The 16934-nt window shown below is 73.3% G+C and carries 18 protein-coding genes; 13 read left to right on the top strand and 5 right to left on the bottom strand.

Annotated elements, in window-relative coordinates:
- Positions 1-91: 91 nt before the first annotated feature.
- The 6 genes from FE634_RS05585 to FE634_RS05610 all read left to right on the top strand — a co-directional run bounded on the left by FE634_RS05585 (position 92) and on the right by FE634_RS05610 (position 5429).
- Entirely contained in the window at positions 92-733 is a 642-nt protein-coding gene (locus FE634_RS05585) for an ABC transporter permease (RefSeq protein WP_137294177.1), read from the top strand.
- Positions 730-1917 (top strand): ABC transporter ATP-binding protein, encoded by a 1188-nt coding sequence (locus FE634_RS05590; protein WP_137294176.1) that lies wholly within the window; start codon positions 730-732, stop codon positions 1915-1917. The genes FE634_RS05585 and FE634_RS05590 overlap by 4 nt, the downstream gene beginning before the upstream one ends.
- Positions 1910-2728: an ABC transporter permease gene (locus FE634_RS05595; RefSeq protein WP_262347592.1), complete on the top strand. Its 819-nt coding sequence runs from the start codon at positions 1910-1912 to the stop codon at positions 2726-2728. The genes FE634_RS05590 and FE634_RS05595 overlap by 8 nt, the downstream gene beginning before the upstream one ends.
- Entirely contained in the window at positions 2728-3720 is a 993-nt protein-coding gene (locus FE634_RS05600; RefSeq protein WP_137294175.1) for a glycine betaine ABC transporter substrate-binding protein, read from the top strand. The genes FE634_RS05595 and FE634_RS05600 overlap by 1 nt, the downstream gene beginning before the upstream one ends.
- Before the next feature lie 51 nt (positions 3721-3771).
- Positions 3772-4563 (top strand): aminoglycoside phosphotransferase, encoded by a 792-nt coding sequence (locus tag FE634_RS05605; RefSeq protein ID WP_138875318.1) that lies wholly within the window; start codon positions 3772-3774, stop codon positions 4561-4563.
- 527 nt (positions 4564-5090) lie between these two features.
- On the top strand, positions 5091-5429 hold the full coding sequence (locus FE634_RS05610) for a GIY-YIG nuclease family protein (RefSeq protein WP_138875319.1): 339 nt from the start codon (positions 5091-5093) through the stop codon (positions 5427-5429).
- 318 nt (positions 5430-5747) lie between these two features.
- Here the strand turns inward: FE634_RS05610 and FE634_RS05615 are convergent, their stop codons facing one another.
- Positions 5748-6125, bottom strand: a complete 378-nt coding sequence (locus FE634_RS05615) for a YchJ family protein (protein WP_316043824.1) — start codon at positions 6123-6125, stop codon at positions 5748-5750.
- Between the two features lie 109 nt (positions 6126-6234).
- Here FE634_RS05615 and FE634_RS05620 point away from each other — a divergent pair, with 109 nt between their 5' ends.
- Positions 6235-7623 (top strand): sigma 54-interacting transcriptional regulator, encoded by a 1389-nt coding sequence (locus tag FE634_RS05620; RefSeq protein ID WP_148240408.1) that lies wholly within the window; start codon positions 6235-6237, stop codon positions 7621-7623.
- Positions 7616-9670 carry a vWA domain-containing protein gene (locus FE634_RS05625; protein ID WP_137294171.1) on the top strand — a complete coding sequence of 685 codons (2055 nt, stop codon included), beginning with the start codon at positions 7616-7618 and terminating at the stop codon, positions 9668-9670. Before FE634_RS05620 ends, FE634_RS05625 begins: the two co-directional genes overlap by 8 nt.
- 103 nt (positions 9671-9773) lie before the next feature.
- Here FE634_RS05625 and FE634_RS05630 read toward each other — a convergent pair whose 3' ends face one another.
- Positions 9774-10205 (bottom strand): hypothetical protein, encoded by a 432-nt coding sequence (locus tag FE634_RS05630; RefSeq protein WP_138875320.1) that lies wholly within the window; start codon positions 10203-10205, stop codon positions 9774-9776.
- A gap of 60 nt (positions 10206-10265) precedes the next feature.
- Positions 10266-11147, bottom strand: coding sequence for a cobalamin-binding protein (locus FE634_RS05635; RefSeq protein WP_138875321.1), 882 nt, complete (start codon positions 11145-11147; stop codon positions 10266-10268).
- A 35-nt stretch (positions 11148-11182) separates the two neighbouring features.
- On the opposite strand from FE634_RS05635, the gene FE634_RS05640 reads away from it, so the two are divergent.
- The 5 genes from FE634_RS05640 to FE634_RS05660 all read left to right on the top strand — a co-directional run bounded on the left by FE634_RS05640 (position 11183) and on the right by FE634_RS05660 (position 14703).
- The gene (locus FE634_RS05640) at positions 11183-11962 is read left to right on the top strand and encodes a sulfite exporter TauE/SafE family protein (protein ID WP_138875322.1); all 780 of its coding nucleotides are present in this window, start codon (positions 11183-11185) and stop codon (positions 11960-11962) included.
- Positions 11959-12597, top strand: a complete 639-nt coding sequence (locus tag FE634_RS05645; protein ID WP_137294167.1) for a YigZ family protein — start codon at positions 11959-11961, stop codon at positions 12595-12597. The genes FE634_RS05640 and FE634_RS05645 overlap by 4 nt, the downstream gene beginning before the upstream one ends.
- Positions 12598-12601: 4 nt before the next feature.
- A complete protein-coding gene (locus FE634_RS05650; RefSeq protein WP_138875323.1) occupies positions 12602-13402 on the top strand; it encodes a VOC family protein in 801 nt (266 codons plus the stop codon).
- Positions 13403-13442: 40 nt separating this feature from the next.
- On the top strand, positions 13443-14084 hold the full coding sequence (locus FE634_RS05655; protein WP_148240409.1) for a DUF6518 family protein: 642 nt from the start codon (positions 13443-13445) through the stop codon (positions 14082-14084).
- A gap of 118 nt (positions 14085-14202) precedes the next feature.
- Entirely contained in the window at positions 14203-14703 is a 501-nt protein-coding gene (locus tag FE634_RS05660; RefSeq protein ID WP_262347593.1) for a GNAT family N-acetyltransferase, read from the top strand.
- A 3-nt stretch (positions 14704-14706) separates the two neighbouring features.
- Here FE634_RS05660 and FE634_RS05665 read toward each other — a convergent pair whose 3' ends face one another.
- Positions 14707-16047, bottom strand: coding sequence for an ABC1 kinase family protein (locus FE634_RS05665; RefSeq protein ID WP_148240410.1), 1341 nt, complete (start codon positions 16045-16047; stop codon positions 14707-14709).
- Positions 16048-16236: 189 nt separating this feature from the next.
- A complete protein-coding gene (msrA, locus tag FE634_RS05670; RefSeq protein WP_137294163.1) occupies positions 16237-16881 on the bottom strand; it encodes a peptide-methionine (S)-S-oxide reductase MsrA in 645 nt (214 codons plus the stop codon).
- Between the last annotated feature and the right edge of the window lie 53 nt (positions 16882-16934).

Raw genomic sequence — 16934 nt, forward strand, 5'->3', positions numbered from 1 at the left:
CGACACCCGCAGGGGTGACCTGGGCGGCCCGGCTTCGTGATGGGGTCGGTAGTTCCGTTTCGCCGAGGGTTTCGAGGGGTGCACCGAGAGCGTGTGGGACTTCATCGTCGAGCGTCGTGAGGCGCTGCTGTACAACACCTTCCAGCACGCCAACCTCGTCGTCCAGGCGGTGCTCGTCGCGACCGTCGTCGCCGTGCTGCTGGCCGTGCTCATCACCCGCGTCCCGCGGCTCGAGGGGCCGGCCAACGCCCTCAGCGCGATCGGGCTGACCATCCCGTCGTTCGCCCTCGTCAGCCTGCTGCTCACCTTCTTCTCGTTCGGCTCGCTGCCGGCGTTCATCGCGGTGGCGTTCTACGCGGTGCTGCCGGTGCTGCGCAACGCCGTCGTCGGCCTCCAGGGGGTCGACGCGACGCTGCTGGAGTCGGCGCGCGGCATGGGCATGAGCGAGCTGACCACCCTGCTGCGGGTGCGCCTCCCGCTCGCCTGGCCGGTGATCCTGGCCGGCGTCCGGGTCTCCATGCAGATGTCGATGGGCGTCGCGGCGATCGCCGCCTACGTCGGCGGACCCGGTCTCGGCACCTACATCCTCAAGGGCCTCACCCAGATCGGTGGGGCCAACGCCATCAACTACGCCCTGGTCGGCACGATCGGCGTCGTCGTCGTGGCGCTGCTCGCCGACCTCGTGCTGCTGCTCCTGGGCCGCGCGACCATCTCGAAGGGAGTCCGGGCATGACCACCGACCTGACCAAGGAGTCCGAGCCCGGCCCGGCCCCCGAGCAGGGCACCGCGGACATCAGCGGCGCCGAGATCGTCCTCGAGGACGTCGTCAAGAAGTACCCGGGGCAGAAGAACGCGGCCGTCGAGTCGCTGTCGCTGACGATCCCGGCCGGCGAGATCGTGATGTTCATCGGCCCCTCGGGCTGCGGCAAGACGACGTCGCTGAAGATGATCAACCGCCTCATCGAGCCGACCTCGGGCACGATCCGCATCGGCGGCGAGGACATCCGCGGGCAGAGCGAGAACGAGCTGCGCCGCAAGATCGGCTACGTCATCCAGGGCGGCAGCCTCTTCCCGCACATGACCGTGGCCAAGAACATCGCGCTGGTGCCCAAGCTGCTCGGCTGGGACGCCAAGCGGATCAGCACCCGCGTCGAGGAGCTCCTCGAGCTGGTCGGGCTCGACCCGAGCCGCTACCGCGACCGCTACCCGCGCGAGCTCTCCGGCGGTCAGCAGCAGCGCGTCGGCGTCGCCCGCGGCCTCGCGGCCGACCCGCCGGTGATCCTGATGGACGAGCCGTTCGGCGCCGTCGACCCGATCACCCGCCAGCGGCTCCAGGACGAGATGCTCAGCATCCAGCGCGAGCTGCGCAAGACCATCGTCTGCGTCACCCACGACATCGACGAGGCCATCAAGCTCGGCGACCGGATCCTGATCCTCCAGGAGGGTGCGCAGGTCGCCCAGTACGACACCCCCGAGGTCATCCTGGGCGCGCCGGCCAACGAGTTCGTCGAGGACTTCGTCGGCGCCGGCTCCTCGCTGAAGCAGCTCAGCCTGACCCGGGTGAGCGAGGTCGAGCTGCGCCGGCCGACCACCGCCGTGGTGGGGGAGCAGGTCGCGGAGGTCAAGCGCCGGGCCGAGGCCAACGGCGACCGCTCGGTCATCGTGCTCGACAGCCGCAACCGCCCCGTGGGCTGGCCGTGGCTGCGCCAGCTCAAGGGCGACGTCGTCCTCGAGCCGACCGAGGACCTGGTCAACCTCGACCAGCGCGCCACGCTCAACGACGCGCTCGACACCATGCTCAGCTCCAGCCACGGCGGCGCCGTCGTCACCGGTGACCGCGACCAGTACCTCGGCGTGGTCGTCTTCGACGCCGTGACCGACCACATCCGCTCCCTGGAGGAGCAGGCCCGTGGCTGACACCAGGGCCCCGGTGCGCGAGGAGCCCACCGGCATCGTGATGGAGGCCGAGCCGGAGGCCGGCAAGAAGCGGGGTCGCCGGGTCGACCGCGAGACCCTGCTCATGCTCACGGTGCCGCCGGCCCTGGTCCTCATCGCCTTCGCCGCGTTCGTCGTGTGGCGCCAGAGCGCGGAGTTCACCGAGACCGAGCTGCGCCAGCTCGCCTGGACCGAGATCCGCAGCCTGCTGTGGCAGCACGTCAAGCTCACCGTGACCTCGTCGGTGCTCGTCGTCGCGATCGCCGTCCCGCTCGGCATCGCCCTGACCCGCAGCGGGCTGCGCAAGTTCTCCCCGCTCGTCGTCGGCTTCGCCAACATCGGGCAGGGTGCCCCGTCGATCGGCCTCATCGTGCTGCTGGCGATCTGGCTCGGCTACGGCTTCTGGACCTCCGTGCTCGCCCTGACCCTCTACGGGCTGCTGCCCGTGCTGCGCAACACCATCGTCGGCCTGGACGGCGTCGACCCCACCCTGGTCGAGGCCGGGCGCGGGCTCGGCATGTCGGCCGGCTCGGTGCTGCTGCGCGTCGAGCTGCCGCTGGCGCTCTCGGTGATCATGGCCGGCGTCCGCACCTCGCTCGTGCTGGTGGTCGGCACCGCGACCCTGGCGACGTTCATCAATGGCGGGGGTCTCGGCGCGATCATCCAGACCGGGATCTCGCTGTTCCTGCCCAAGCTGATCGTCGCCGGCGCCCTGCTGGTCGCGCTCCTGGCCCTGTTCGTCGAGTGGCTCGGCCGGGTGCTGGAGTTCCTGGCCCGGCCGAAGGGAGTCTGATGAGGACCCGCCTCAGGAACGTCCTGGCCGCCGCGGCCGCCGGGGCCGTCGTCACCACCACCGCCGGCTGCGGGCTGGGCACCGCGGGCGGTTTCGTCCCAGACGCCCAGCTCGCGGGCCCGCTCGCCGACGCCCCGCGCCTCGACGGCGTCCCGATCACCGTCGGGTCGAAGAACTTCTCCGAGAACATCCTGCTCGGCAAGATGGCGCTGATCCTCTTCAAGGCGGCCGGCGCCGACACCGAGGACCTCACCAACATCCCCGGCAGCGCGCCCGCCCGCCAGGCCCACGTCGAGGGCGACGTCGACGCCATGTGGGAGTACACCGGCACCGGGTGGCTGGTCTACCTGGGGCACCCCAAGCCGGTGCAGGGCAAGGAGGAGCAGTACGACGCCGTCCGCGAGGAGGACCTCGAGGTCAACGGCCTCGACTGGCTCCCCCCGGCGCCGATGAACAACACCTACGCCTTCGCGGTCACGAAGGCCAGCCAGGAGAAGTACGGCATCACCAAGCTCTCCGAGATCAAGCAGAAGGTGCCGAAGGCCGAGCGCACGTTCTGCGTGGAGTCGGAGTTCCGCAACCGCGCCGACGGTCTCGAGGGCATGCTCAAGGCCTACGGCATCCCGCTGGGCAACGAGGTCCCGAGCGGCAACCTGCAGACCTACCAGACCGGCGCCATCTACGACGCGACCGCGTCCGGGCAGTGCCTGCTCGGCGAGGTCTTCACGACCGACGGCCGGATCCTGGCCCTCGACCTCCAGGTGCTCGAGGACGACAAGGCCTACTTCCCCAACTACAACGTCTCGCTCGTCGTCCGCTCGGGCCTCCTGGAGGACCACCCCGAGATCGAGGACCTGATGGCACCGGTCACCGAGAAGCTCACCGACGAGGTCATGAAGGAGCTCAACGCCGAGATCGACGTCGACGGCCGCGAGCCCGAGGACGTCGCCTTCGACTGGCTCAAGTCGGAGGGCTTCGTCAGCGACCCGTGAGCGGCGTCGCCTGACCGCGACGTCCGGCCGCACCCCGGTTACGGTCGTGGGGTGAGCTCGCCCCCCACCGAGGTCCTCGACCTCTTCGCCGTGCCCCACGTCGTGGAGCCGCTGCCGGGCGGCTCGGGTCGCAGCGTGCGCGCCGGCGACCTGGTGCTCTCACCCGGGCGCGACGAGGCGACGGCGGCCTGGCTCAACCCGGTGCTGGCCCGGCTCGCCGTGCGGCTCGACGAGAGCCCGACCCGGCGTCCGCGCGACCTGCGCATCGCCATGCCGGTGCCGGCGCGGGACGGGGCGTGGGTGGTCGCGGGGTGGGGCGCCAGCCGCTACGAGCCGGGCACGACCGGCTGCGACGACCTCGACGTCACCCTGGCCGCCGGGCGCCTGCTGCACGCCGAGCTCGCCTCCGTGGTCGGCCGGCCCCCGGCCGCGCTCGCCGCCCGCACCGACCGCGCGGCGCTGGCCGAGCGGGCGGCGTTCGGGGCGGTGGGGGAGCTGTCCGGTCCGGTGGCCGGTCGTGTCGCGCCCCTGCTCGACGACACCCCGCTGGGTCCCGACCAGCTCGTCCACACCGCCCTCCACGGCAACGTGCTCCTCGACGCCGCCGGCGCCCCGGTCGTCCTCGACGTCACCCCGGCCTGGCGCCCGACCCTCTGGGCCGAGGCGCTCGCCGTCCTCGACGCCGTGCTGGCCGCGGACGCCCCGCTGTCCGTGCTCCAGCGGTGGACGACGGCCCGGGAGCGCCAGGCGATGCTTCGCGCCCTGCTCTTCCGCGTCCTCGCCAACGACGTCCAGGCCCTCGCCCCCTACGCACCCGTGCTCGCCGTCCTCACCGGAGGGTGAGCAAGCGAGCCCCCGCGAAACCCACGCCGGAGGTCGAGCAAGCAAGCGCCAGCGAGCGCCGACGAAACCGGTCCCGCGCTGCCGGAGGTTGAGCAAGCGAGCGCCAGCGAGCGCCGACGAAACCGGTCCCACCCCGCCGGAGGTTGAGCAAGCGAGCGCCAGCGAGCGCCGACGAAACCTGCCGAACCGCTCCGTCCACGCCAGCCACCCCGCCGGAGGTTGAGCAAGCGAGCGCCAGCGAGCGCCGACGAAACCTGCCGAACCGCTCCGCCCGCGCCAGCCACCCCGCCGGAGGTTGAGCAAGCGAGCGCCAGCGAGCGCCGACGAAACCGGTCCCACCCCGCCGGAGGTTGAGCAAGCGAGCGCCAGCGAGCGCCGACGAAACCGGTCCCACCCCGCCGAAGGTTGATCAAGCGAGCGCCAGCGAGCGCCGACGAAACCCCGGCCAGCCGCGCGCCCAGCCCCCCCATCCACAGGCACGCACACCTGCAGTTTCAGCCCGCACCCCGACCGGGCACCGGTGACGCATGGCCTGGACCTACCTCCTCGAGTGCGCGGACGGCTCCTACTACGCCGGCAGCACGACCCAACCGCTGGAGACCCGCGAGTCCCAGCACAACCTCGGCCTCGGCTCCCGCTACACCCGCCGTCCTGGACGTCGACCGGTGCGGCTCGTCTGGCACGCCGAGTTCCCGCGGGTCGAGGACGCGTTCCGGTTCGAGAAGCAGATCCAGGGGTGGAGCCGCGCGAAGAAGCAGGCGCTGATCGCCGGCGAGCACGACCAGTTGCCCGGCCTCGCCCGCGGACGAGGTCGCCCTGCGCCGCCGTCCGCGCCTGCTGCGGGTGGGGGTGAGGACGGTGGTTGAGTCGGCGTCCTCGGCCCGGGGGTTTCGTCGGCGCTCGCCGGGGCTCGCTTGCTCAACCTCCGGTGGGAGCGAGGGCGGTGGTTGAGTCGGCGTCCTCGGCCGGGGGTTTCGTCGGCGCTCGCTGGGGCTCGCTTGCTCAACCTCCGGACGTCGGCCGGTTTCGTCGGCGCTCGCTGGGGCTCGCTTGCTCAACCTCCGGTGGTGCCGGTTTCGTCGGCGCTCGCTGGGGCTCGCTTGCTCAACCTCCGGTGGTGCCGGTTTCTCCGGGGCTCGCTTGCTCAACCTCCGGCGGTGCCGGTTTCGGCGGGGGTCGTTGGATCAACCTCGGGTGGGGTCGGGGAGGGCGTCGAGGTAGAACCAGCGGCCGGCGCGGTGCTCGAAGCGGCTGCGCTCGTGGAGGCGGCCGGGGCGGCCGTCCTGCTCGAATGTCGCGGTGAACTCGACCTCGTCGCCCGAGGCGTCCTCGACGACGAGACCGGTCCAGCGCAGGGTCGGGTCGGGGTTCACGTCGAGGGGGCGGGTGCGGGGGTGCCAGGTGCGCCAGACGTAGCCGCCGTCGCCGACGGCGTACGCGGCGTACCGGGAGCGCATCAGCTCCTCCGGCGTCCCGGCCTGGGCGGCACCGCGGTGCAGGCGGCCGCAGCAGGCGTCGTACGTCGCGCCGGTGCCGCAGGGGCAGTCGGGTCGCAGGCTCACGGGCCCCATCATCGCGCCGGCACCCGTCGAACCAGGCGTCCGCCTCGCCGACGGAGCCGCTTCGGAGCCCTGCCGGGGGACCGCGTTCGGACCGCGGGAGTAGCGTGAAATGGTGACTCGACCCACCATCTCCACCCTCGGCGAGCTGCGCGCCGCCGGGCACGTCCAGAAGTCCCTCCGCACCGAGATCCGCGACAACCTGCTGGCCAAGCTGGCCGCCGGGGAGGATCCCTGGCCCGGCCTCCACGGCTTCGAGAACACCGTCGTCCCGCAGCTCGAGCGGGCCCTCATCGCGGGCCACGACATCGTCCTGCTCGGTGAGCGCGGCCAGGGCAAGACCCGGCTGCTGCGCACCATGGTTGGCCTGCTCGACGAGTGGACGCCGGTCCTCGCCGGCTCCGACCTCGGTGAGCACCCCTTCGAGCCGATCACCCACGAGTCCCGTCGCCGCGCGACGGAGGAGGGCGACCGGCTGCCGGTCGAGTGGCGCCACCGCGACGAGCGGTACGCCGAGAAGCTCGCCACCCCCGACACCAGCGTCGCCGACCTGATCGGCGACGTGGACCCGATGAAGGTCGCCGAGGGCCGCTCGCTCGGCGACCCCGAGACCATCCACTTCGGCCTGATCCCGCGCAGCCACCGCGGCATCGTGGCGATCAACGAGCTGCCCGACCTGGCCGAGCGGATCCAGGTGGCGATGCTCAACGTGATGGAGGAGCGCGACATCCAGATCCGCGGGTACGTCGTGCGGCTCCCGCTCGACGTCCTCGTCGTGGCCAGCGCCAACCCCGAGGACTACACCAACCGCGGCCGGATCATCACCCCGCTCAAGGACCGCTTCGGCGCCGAGATCCGCACGCACTACCCGACCGAGCTGGACGCGGAGATCGCCGTCATCCGCCAGGAGGCCGACCTGGTCGCCGACGTCCCCGACTACCTCGTCGAGATCCTGGCCCGCTTCACCCGCCAGCTGCGGGAGTCGTCGTCGGTCGACCAGCGCTCGGGCGTCTCGGCCCGCTTCGCGATCGCCGGCGCCGAGACGATCGCCGCCGCCGCGCTGCACCGCGCGACCGTCCAGCACGAGGACGACGCGGTGGCCCGGGTGGTCGACCTCGAGACCGCCGTCGACGTCCTCGGCGGCAAGATCGAGTTCGAGACCGGCGAGGAGGGGCGCGAGGACGAGGTCCTCACCCACCTGCTCCGCACCGCGACCGCAGAGACCGTCCGGGCGCACTTCCGCGGCCTCGACCTCGGCGTCCTCGTGGCCGCCATCGAGAACGGCGCCATGGTCACCACCGGCGAGCAGGTCACCGCCCGCGACTTCCTCACCGGCCTGCCGGTGCTCGGCGAGTCCGAGCTGTACGACGACATCTGCGACCGTCTCGGCGCCTCCGACGACGGCACCCGCGCCGGCGCCATCGAGCTCGCGCTCGAGGGCCTCTACCTCGCCCGCAAGATCGGCAAGGACTCCGACGGATCCGAGACGGTCTATGGCTAGGACGCGCTCGAACCGGTTCAAGAAGTACGACGGCGGCGACCCGCTCGCCCCGCCGGTCGACCTGGCCGAGGCGCTCGACGCCATCGGCGAGGACGTGATGGCCGGCTACAGCCCCGAGCGCGCGATGCGGGAGTTCCTGCGCCGCGGTGGCCAGGACCAGCGCGGGCTCGACGACCTCGCCCGCCGGGTCGCCGAGCGGCGCCGGGAGCTGCTGGAGCAGCACGACCTCGACGGCACGCTGCAGGAGGTCCGCGAGCTGCTCGACAACGCCGTCCTCGAGGAGCGCAAGCAGCTGGCGCGCGACGCGATGATGGACGACGGCGACCGCGCCCTGCGCGAGATGCAGATGGACAACCTGCCGCCCAACACCGCCGCCGCGGTCAGCGAGCTCGGCGGCTACGACTGGCAGAGCAGCCAGGCCCGCGAGGACTTCGAGAAGATCAAGGACCTCCTCGGTCGTGAGCTGCTCGACCAGCGCTTCGCCGGCATGAAGCAGGCGCTCGAGAACGCCTCGGAGGCCGACCGCGCCGCCGTCCAGGAGATGCTCGGCGACCTCAACGAGCTGCTCGACAAGCACCGGCGCGGCGAGGACACCCAGCAGGACTTCGACGACTTCATGGCCGAGCACGGGGAGTACTTCCCGGAGGGCCCGGAGAACCTCGAGGAGCTGCTGGACACGATGGCCCAGCGGGCCGCGGCCGCCCAGCGGATGCTCAACTCGATGTCGCCCGAGCAGCGCCAGGAGCTGATGGAGCTCAGCGCCCAGGCGTTCGGGTCGCCCGAGCTGATGGACCAGCTCGCGCAGCTCGACTCCAACCTGCAGTCGCTGCGTCCCGGCGAGGACTGGGGCGGCTCGGAGCAGATGGGCGAGGGCGGCGAGGGGGTCGGGCTCGGCGACGGCACCGGGGTCTTCCAGGACCTCGCCGACCTCGACCAGCTCTCGGAGCAGCTCGCCCAGTCCTACGGCGGGGCGCGGCTCGACGACCTCGACCTCGACGCACTGTCCCGCCAGCTCGGTGACGAGGCCGCCGTCGACGCCCGCACCCTCCAGCAGCTGGAGAAGGCGCTGCGCGACGGCGGCACCCTGCGTCGCGGGTCCGACGGCCAGCTCAGCCTGACGCCGAAGGCGATGCGCCAGCTCGGCAAGGCGCTGCTGCGCGACGTCGCGCAGAAGCTCAGCGGCCGGCAGGGCCAGCGCGACCTCGACAGGGCGGGTGCCTCGGGGGAGCGCTCGGGGGCGACCCGCGAGTGGCAGTTCGGCGACACCGAGCCGTGGGACATCCCGCGCTCGGTGCTCAACGGCGTCCGCCGGCGCGCGACCGACCCGACCGACCGGCGCGCGCTGGCCATCGACGACGTCGAGGTGCAGGAGACCGAGGCGCGCACGCAGGCCGCCGTCGCGCTGCTGGTCGACACGTCGTTCTCGATGGCGATGGACGGCCGGTGGGTGCCGATGAAGCGGACCGCGCTGGCGCTGCACACGCTGATCCGCACCCGGTTCCGCGGTGACCACCTCCAGCTCATCGGCTTCGGGCGGCAGGCGGAGGTGATGGACATCGAGCAGCTCACCGCGCTCGACGCGATGTGGGACAAGGGCACCAACCTGCACCACGCCCTGCTGCTGGCCAACCGGCACTTCCGCAAGCACCCGAACGCCCAGCCCGTGCTGCTCGTCGTCACCGACGGCGAGCCGACCTCGCACCTCGAGGCCAGCGGCGAGGTCTACTTCTCCTACCCGCCGCACCCGATGACGATCGCCCACGCCGTCCGCGAGCTCGACAACTCGCGCCGGATGGGGGCGCAGACGACGTTCTTCCGGCTCGGGGACGACCCCGGCCTGGCCCGGTTCATCGAGCAGATGGCCCAGCGGGTCGACGGGCGGGTGGTGAGCCCCGAGCTCGACGACCTCGGCGCCGCCGTCGTCGGCTCCTACCTCGGCTCGCGCGATGCCGGCCGACCCGGGGGATCGGGCGGGATCATGTCCGGCCTCCGGTCGCACTACGGCGACTGGCTCGGGGGCCGCGGCTCCTGGGTCGGCGACGACTGAGCCGGCCCCGGCACGGCACGAGGCCCGCTCCTCCGTCGATCGACGGAGGAACGGGCCTCGGTTACGTGCTGGTCGTGCTGGTCGTGCTGGGCTGTCGCGAACGTCAGCCGGGGATGATGCAGCCGATGACCTTGGCGGTCCGGGCGTTGCGCGGCGTCTTCGCGGCGACGACCTCGAAGCAGTTGCCGATCCGGCCGTCGAAGGCGATGCGGAACTTGCCCTTGCCGTTGGTGCGGGCGGACTTGTAGGCGCGGAACGGCTTGTTCTTGCTGACGGCCTTCCGGAGGAGGACCTTCTTGTTCTTGAACGTGGGGATCTTGCCGAGGGCGGCGAACTTGCCGCCGCCGGTCTCCACCCCGCGGACGCTCTTCATCTTGTGGCGCGGCAGGGCCGCCTTGGCGGCCGGGGCGGCCGACGACGCGGAGAACCGGTCGGCGGACGGGGCGGCGGCGGTCGACGGCGAGGCGACCAGCGAGGTCATCGTGGCGGCCATGACCAGGGCGGCCACGGCAGCGATGGTGCGGAACATGCGCATGCGAAATCCCTTAGAACGAGTGAATGGGGTCGGAAACACCTTAGGCTTCGCGGCCCCGGTCTAAACCTCCTGGGTCCCACGAGCTTCGTCGCGGTGCCGGCGCAGCACCCCGGCCAGCTCCTCGATCCCGTCGACCAGGCGGGGTCCCGGCCGGGCCCACATCGCGTCGGCGTCCACGGCGTGCACGAGGACGCCGTCCGGGAGCGTGCCCGCCGCCACCAGCGCGTCGGCCTGGGCCTGCGCCCCCGCACGGTCGTAGCCGCACGGCGCGACCACGACGACGTCCGGCCGGGCGTCGAGGACGGCCGACCACGGCACCCGGGTCGACTTCTCGCCCGCGACGCCCAGCACGCACTCGCCGCCGGCCAGGGTGACCATCTCCGGGATCCAGTGCCCCGGGGCGTACGGCGGGTCGGTCCACTCCAGGACGACGACCCGCGGCCGGTCCGCGGCCCGCGCGACCCCCTCCCGGACGACGTCCAGGCGCCTGCGCAGGTCGGCCACGAGCCCCTGCGCCGCCGGGAGCCGGCCGGTGGCCTCCCCGAGCCGGAGCACCGAGGCGAGGACGTCGTCGAGGGTGTGCGGGTCGAGGGTGAGCACGTCGGCGGTGCAGCCGAGGTGGGCCAGGGCGTCGTCGACGAGGGTGACGTCGATGGCGCACACCGCGCAGAGGTCCTGGGTGACCACGAGGTCGGCGTCGAGGTCGGCCAGGGCGCCGGCGTCGAGGCGGTAGAGGTCCTCGCCCCGGGCGACGGCCGCGGCCACGTGGGCGTCGATCGCGGCCGGCGTCAGGCCCTCGGGCATCGACGACGTCGACACGATCCGGCGCCGTCGGGCCTCCGGCGGGTGGTTGCACTCGAAGGTGACCCCGACGACGTCGTCGCCGGCGCCGACGGCGAAGAGGATCTCGGTGGTGGAGGGGAGGAGGGAGACGATGCGCACCCGGCCACGCTACGGCCCACCACTACGGTGAGCCGGTGAGCGAGCCGACCCTGACCGTGCTCGCGCTGCTGGCGCTGGCCGGCCTGGTCGCCGGGTACGTCGACGCGGTGGTCGGCGGCGGCGGGCTGGTCCAGCTGCCGGCGCTGCTCCTCGGCCTCCCGGGCGCGAGCCCCGTCGAGGTCCTGGCCACCAACAAGCTCGGCTCGATCTGCGGGACGTCGGTCAGCTCGATCACCTACTACCGACGGGTGCGCCCGGACCCCCGCACGTTCCTGCCGCTGATGGGGTTCGCCTTCACCGGCTCGGTGCTCGGCGCGTTCGTCGCCAGCCACATCCCCCGCAGCGCCTTCGACCCGATCGTCCTGGTGGTGCTGGTGCTGGTCGGCACCTACGTCGTGGTCAAGCCCGACCTCGGCGACGAGACCACGCTGCGCTTCGGCGGCCACCGGCACACGCTGATGGCGGTGCTCACCGGCCTCGGCGTCGGGTTCTACGACGGCGCCCTCGGCCCGGGCACCGGGAGCTTCTTCGTCTTCCTGCTCGTGGGGCTGCTCGGCTACAACTTCCTCGAGGCCAGCGCCAAGGCGCGGCTGGCGAACTGGGCGACCAACCTGGCCGCCCTGTGCGTCTTCGTCCCGCAGGGCGCCGTGCTGTGGCACGTGGGCCTGACCCTCGGCGCGGCCAACCTGGTGGGCGGCTACCTGGGCGCCCGGACCGCCATCGCGAGGGGCGCGGGCTTCGTGCGCGCCTTCTTCATCGTCGTGGTCGCGGGCTTCGCCGTCCGGATCGGCGGCGGGGTCGTCGGCCTGTGGTGAGCGCCGGCTCGTACCTCACGATCGCCCGCGACACCCAGGCCGAGACCGAGGCCCGGCGGTCGCGCTTCCTCTGCACGCTCGAGCGGGTCGAGGACGAGGACGCCGCCCGCGCCGTCGTCGACCGCCTGCGTCGCGCCCACCACGACGCCCGGCACCACTGCTCGGCGTTCGTGCTGGGACCGCCGGGCGGCGGACAGGTGGTGCGCTCCAGCGACGACGGCGAGCCGTCCGGCACCGCGGGGGCGCCGATGCTCGAGGTGCTCCGCGGGCACGGGCTGGCCGACGTCGTCGCGGTGGTCACCCGCTGGTTCGGCGGCACCCTGCTCGGCGCCGGCGGGCTGGTGCGGGCCTACGGCGACGCGGTCCGCGCCGCCGTCGACGAGGCCGGCACCCTGCGTCGCGGGCTGCTCCGTGAGCTCGCGCTCGAGGTCGGGCACGACGTCGCCGGGCGGGTGGAGAGCGACCTGCGGGGCCGGGGGGTCGTCGTCCTCGACACGGCGTACGGCGCCGCGGTGACGCTCCGGCTCGGCGTGCCGCCCGCGGAGGAGGACGCCGTCCACGCGCTCGTCGCCGAGCTCTCCGGCGGCGCGGCCGAGGCGCTCGTGGTGGGGGAGCGGTGGGTCGACCTACGGTGAGGTCATGACGACTGACGCGACGAGCGCCGCGACGCCGACCGGGGCCGGGCCGACCTGGCTGACCGCCTTCCTCGACCTGGCGCCCGACGACTTCGAGCGCGGGGTGGTGTTCTGGGCCGGTGTCACGGGCTGCGAGGTCTCGCCGAGCCGTGGGCGCCACGACGAGTTCGCGACGCTGGTGCCCGCCGACGGCGACGCCCACCTGCGGCTGCAGTGCCTGCGGGCCGGGCGGTCCGACGTCCACCTCGACCTGCACGTCGCCGACCCGTGGGCGGCAGCCGAGCGGGCGGTCCGGCTCGGCGCGAGCGTGGTCGCCGACCGGGGCTACGTGGTCCTGGAGAGCCTCGCCGGCCTGACGTTCTGCCTGGTCCCCGAGCCGGGGTCGGCCCGGCCGGTGCCGGCCACGCCGGGGTCGTGGCCCGGTGGCCGCTCGCAGGTCGACCAGGTCTGCCTCGACGTCGGGCCGGCGGCCCACGACGCCGAGTGCGCGTTCTGGCAGGAGCTGACCGGCTTCGACCCGACCCCGGCGAGCGGCGCGGAGTTCCGCCGGCTCGACGCCCCCGGGATGCCGCTGCGCCTGCTGCTCCAGCGCCTCGACGAAGAGCGGCCGCCGGGGATCCACCTCGACCTGGCCGCCGACGACCGGGCGGCCGAGGTCGAGCGGCACCTCGCGCTCGGAGCCACCCCCGGTCCGACCCCGTCGGGACCCGACCGCGGCTTCACCGTGCTGGTCGACCCGGCCGGGTCGCGGTACTGCATCACCGACCGGGTGCCCGGCACCCGGGGCGCCGGCAGCGGTACCTGAGGTGGAGGTCGGCGGCGTCCGGGCTTCGTAGGTTCGGGGCATGACGCTGCTCCAGCCCGGCCCCCGCACCTCCTCCCCGCTCCGGGCCGACGACCGGTCCGCCGCCTCCGCGCTGTCCCTCGCCGTGGCGCTCGGCATCGCGCTCGGCGTGGTGGACCTCCTGCTCCAGACGACGCTGCCCTACCCGTGGGCGAACCTGGCCAACTCCTCGGCGGTCTGGGCCGTGGCGGCCTTCGCGCTGGCGCGGGTGCTGGCGCCCACGGCGGCCGTCGGCGCGGCCGCGGGCGCGGTGTTCCTCGTCGTGGCGGTCGAGGCCTACTACGTGGCGGCGATCGCGGTCGACCTGGCCTCGCCGTCCTCGCTCGTCGCGGCGTCGTCGCTGGCGTGGGCGTTCTTCGGCGTCGTCGCCGGTGTCGGGTTCGGGGTCGCCGGGGTCTGGTCGCGCGCCGGCGACACCTGGCCGGCGGCCGCGGGTCTCGGGCTCGCCTCGGCGGTCCTCGTCGCCGAGGCGTGGCTGCGGCTCGACACCCCCGGCACCGCCGTCCTCACCGGCACGGCTGGCGTGCTGGTCCTCGCGAGCACCGTCCACCGTCCCGTGCTGCTGCGCCGTGCCGCGTTGTGCGCCGGCGCGCTGGTGGTGCCGTGCCACCTCGCCTTCGGGGTCGCAGGCTTCGGGGGCTGAGGCTGCGCTCGCCGGCGCGGGCTAGCGTCACCCGGGTGAGGCTCCCCGAGCACGTCCGCACCGGCCCGCCCCCCGTCGCCGACCCGACCGCCGTCCGGCGGCACCCGGGGACCGGCGCGTGAGCGGCGGCATCCGGCCGATGACGCCGGACGACTGGCCCCGCGTGTGGCCGTTCTTCCGCGACGTCGTCGCCGCCGGCGAGACCTACGCCTACCCCCTCGACCTCACCAGCGAGCAGGCCCGCGACCTCTGGACGATGCGCCCGCCCGGTCTCACGGTCGTGCTCGAGGACGACGACGAGCCCGGGCGGCTGCTCGGCAGCGCGACGATGGGCCAGAACCGCCCGGGTCGCGGCGCGCACGTCGGCACGGCGTCGTTCATGGTCGCCCCGGACGCGCGTGGGCGCGGCGTCGGTCGCCGCCTCGGCGAGCACGTGGTCGCCTGGCACCGCGAGCAGGGCTTCGCCGCGATCCAGTTCAACGCGGTGGTGGAGACCAACACGGTCGCCGTCCGGCTCTGGGAGAGCCTCGGGTTCCGCGTGATCGGCACCGTGCCGGCGGCGTTCGACTCACGCGCGCACGGCCGGGTCGGCCTGCACGTGATGCACCTCGAGCTGTGAGGCTCAGGCGTCCGGCTCGGAGAACCCCGGGAGGAACTCGTCGAGGATGTCGCGGAACGGCGCCTCGGCGTCGAGCTGGCTCAGCACGCCGATGCCGCCGACCCAGGTGCGGTGGATCAGCAGGTACGACGGCGGCAGGTTGAGCTTGATGGCGATCGTGTAGGCGGGTTCGCGGGGGTTGTTGATGCGCTGGAACTGCGCGCGCATCCACTCCCGGCTGAACCGGAACCGCTCGACCAGGGTCGGCTCGACGAACGGCGCCAGGTAGTCCATCAGCAGCTGGGCGTCGAGCTTGATCTTCTCGCGCACGAAGCCCTCCGCGCGCAGCCCCTCGAGCACCCGGTCGGCGTCACCGGTGGCGCACAGCCGCATCAGGATGCCGATCGACTCGGGGAGCTGCTCGTCGGGCAGCCGCGCCACCGCTCCGTAGTCGAGGACGCCGAGCCGGCCGAGGCCGCCGTCCTCGGCCGGCATGATGCGGAAGTTCCCGGGGTGCGGGTCGGCGTGCAGCATGCCGGTGCGGGTGGGGCCGGAGAAGAGGAAGCGCACGAAGAGCTCGCCGTAGTGGTCGCGCTCCTCCGGGGTGCCCTCGGCGATCACCCTGGCCAGCGACGAGGTGGAGTCGAGCCACTCGGTGATCAGCACGGTCGGGCCGACCTCGACGACCGGCGGGACGACGATCTCGGGGTCGTTGGCGTAGGCCGCGGCGAAGGCGCGCTGCGCGTCGGCCTCGAGGGCGTAGTCGAGCTCGTCCTCGGCGCGGGCCTGCATCTCGTCGATCAGCGGCTTCACGTCGATGCCGGGGAAGAGCGGGCCGATCGTGCGGCCGAGCCGGGCGAGCTGGCGCAGGTCGGAGCGGAGCGCGTCACCGGCGCCGGGGTACTGGACCTTGACCGCGACGTCGCGGCCGTCGTGCCAGCGGCCGCGGTGCACCTGCCCGATCGAGGCGGACGCCGTCGGGCCCCCGTCGAGCCAGACCAGGCGCTGCTTCCAGTCGGCGCCCAGCTCGGCGGCGAGGATCTCGCGCACGGTCTGGGTCGGCATCGGCGGCGCGGAGTCCTGCAGCTTGGTGAGCTGCTCGCGGTAGGGGCCGGCGACCTCCTCGGGCAGCGCGGCCTCGAAGACCGACAGCGCCTGCCCGAACTTCATCGCCCCGCCCTTGAGCTCGCCGAGGGTGCGGAAGAGCTGCTCGGCGGTGCGCTGCTGGATCTCGGTCATCACCGCGTCGGCCGGGGCGCCGCCCATCCGGCGTCCGAGTCCGACCGTCTTGCGACCGGCGTAGCCCAGTGGCAGCGCGGCCAGCCGGGCGGTGCGGCGGACGGCCTTGCGAGGGAGATCGGCCATGTCCCCATCCTCGCGCACCCCACCAACCGGGCGTCTCACCCCACCGTCGTCCGGTCGTCGCCGGGTCGGGGCGGAGAAGCACGTACACGACGGCGCGCACGCGTCAGCCACACCGCGCTGACCTGCGGGAACGCGGGGTCGGCGGGAGCGGCGAGGCCGAGCTGTACGTGCTTCTCCGGCGCGGCAGGGTCAGCCGGGGAACCGCACGCCGGTGTTGGCGTGGCACCGGTAGCCGAAGGGGTTCTTGGCCAGGTACTGCTGGTGGGCTTCCTCGGCGTAGTAGTACGGCGTCTCGGCGGCCGGGCGGATCTCGGTGGTGATGTCGCCGAGGCGGCGCCGGGCGAGCTCGTCGCCGTAGACCTTGGTGAGGTCGCGGGCGACCTGCTCCTGCTCGGGGGAGGTGTAGTAGATCGCCGAGCGGTACTGGGTGCCGACGTCGTTGCCCTGGCGCATGCCCTGCGTGGGGTCGTGGACCTCGAAGAACGCCTTCACCAGGTCGGCGAAGGAGACGACGGCGGGGTCGAAGACGATCCGCACGGCCTCGGTGTGCCCGGTGCGGCCGCTGCAGACCTCCTCGTAGGAGGGGTGGCCGGTGTGGCCGCCGGCGTAGCCGACCGAGGTTGACCAGACGCCCTTCTTCTGCCAGTAGATCTCCTCGGCGCCCCAGAAGCACCCGAGGCCGAAGATCGCGACCTCGAGCCCGTCGGGCACCTCGTCGGTGACCACGGGCGTGCCCAGCACGACGTGCTGGTCGCTGCGCTGGAAGGGGTCGGAGTCGCGCCCGGGCAGGGCGTGCTCGGCGTCGACGAGGGTGGTCTTGGCGCGGGAGAACATGCCTCCATCATCCCAGGTCGGGCAAGTCCCCGCGGGGTGGTCCCCGACCGAGC

This window comes from Nocardioides sp. S-1144, from assembly GCF_005954645.2.
Lineage (GTDB): Bacteria > Actinomycetota > Actinomycetes > Propionibacteriales > Nocardioidaceae > Nocardioides > Nocardioides dongxiaopingii.